1 tRNA gene and 3 rRNA genes are annotated in these 952 nt (G+C 46.3%); all 4 read left to right on the forward strand.

The features are described 5' to 3' along the window. A 16S ribosomal RNA gene (locus tag ACTNEN_RS13295) occupies nucleotides 1-82 on the forward strand; the annotation flags it as partial. A gap of 75 nt (nucleotides 83-157) precedes the next feature. Beyond that, nucleotides 158-275, forward strand: a 5S ribosomal RNA gene (gene rrf, locus ACTNEN_RS13300). Nucleotides 276-280: 5 nt separating this feature from the next. After that, nucleotides 281-353 (forward strand) — tRNA-Ala (locus ACTNEN_RS13305). 212 nt (nucleotides 354-565) lie between these two features. Further along, a 23S ribosomal RNA gene (locus tag ACTNEN_RS13310) occupies nucleotides 566-952 on the forward strand; the annotation flags it as partial.

Consider the following 952-nt stretch of genomic DNA (forward strand, 5'->3'; position numbering starts at 1 on the left):
GCTGCTGAAGGCAGGACTAATAACTGGGGTGAAGTCGTAACAAGGTATCCCTACGAGAACGTGGGGATGGATCACCTCCTTTCTAAGGATAAAAGTAAGGGTCTGTGTGTTGTTTAATCATGAATTTATATACCGTATTTAAAATTTAACTGATTTACCTGGTGTTGATGCGGTTGTGGGTAACACCCGTTCCCATCCCGAACACGACGGTTAAGACGCAATCGGCCGAAAATACTACATTGGTAACGATGTGGGAACATAGGTGGATGCCAGGTATTATGGGGGTATAGCTCAGTTGGGAGAGCACCTGCCTTGCAAGCAGGGGGTCAAGGGTTCGAATCCCTTTATCTCCACTCACAGTTCGTTGAACTGTGGAATGAACATTGATAACTGAATATCTGAAAGAAACATTTTATTATTCTATACGAAATAGAGTAAGACATCCGAGGATGGAACATGCAAATGTTCCAAATCTAAAAACAAAACCAGGAATTACCGTAAAGGTAAGATCCAGAAACCAGGTCCTCCAACGCTATGGGGGACGGTGAGAGCAAACTCACTTAATTGGTTAAGCATTAAGAGCATAGGGTGGATGCCTAGGCACTAAGAGCCGACGAAAGACGTGATAAGCTGCGATAAGCAACGGGGATTGGCACATACGATTTGATCCGTTGATTTCTGAATGGGGAAACCCGCGTGAGGATACCTCACGCAGTTGTACGTAAATACATAGCGTGCAGCAGGGAACCCGGTGAACTGAAACATCTAAGTAGCCGGAGGAAAAGAAAGAAAACTCGATACCGAAAGTAGCGGCGAGCGAAATCGGCAGAGCCCAAACCGTGGTGCGTGCACCGCGGGGTTAAGGACTGCATTTAGTTTCCGGAAGCGAGCAGAACACGATGGAAAGCGTGATCATAGAGGGTGAAAATCCCGTACGCGAAACGGAAGGAAA

Origin of the sequence: Oribacterium sp. HCP28S3_H8 (assembly GCF_052064775.1) — a bacterium.
Lineage (GTDB): Bacteria > Bacillota > Clostridia > Lachnospirales > Lachnospiraceae > Oribacterium.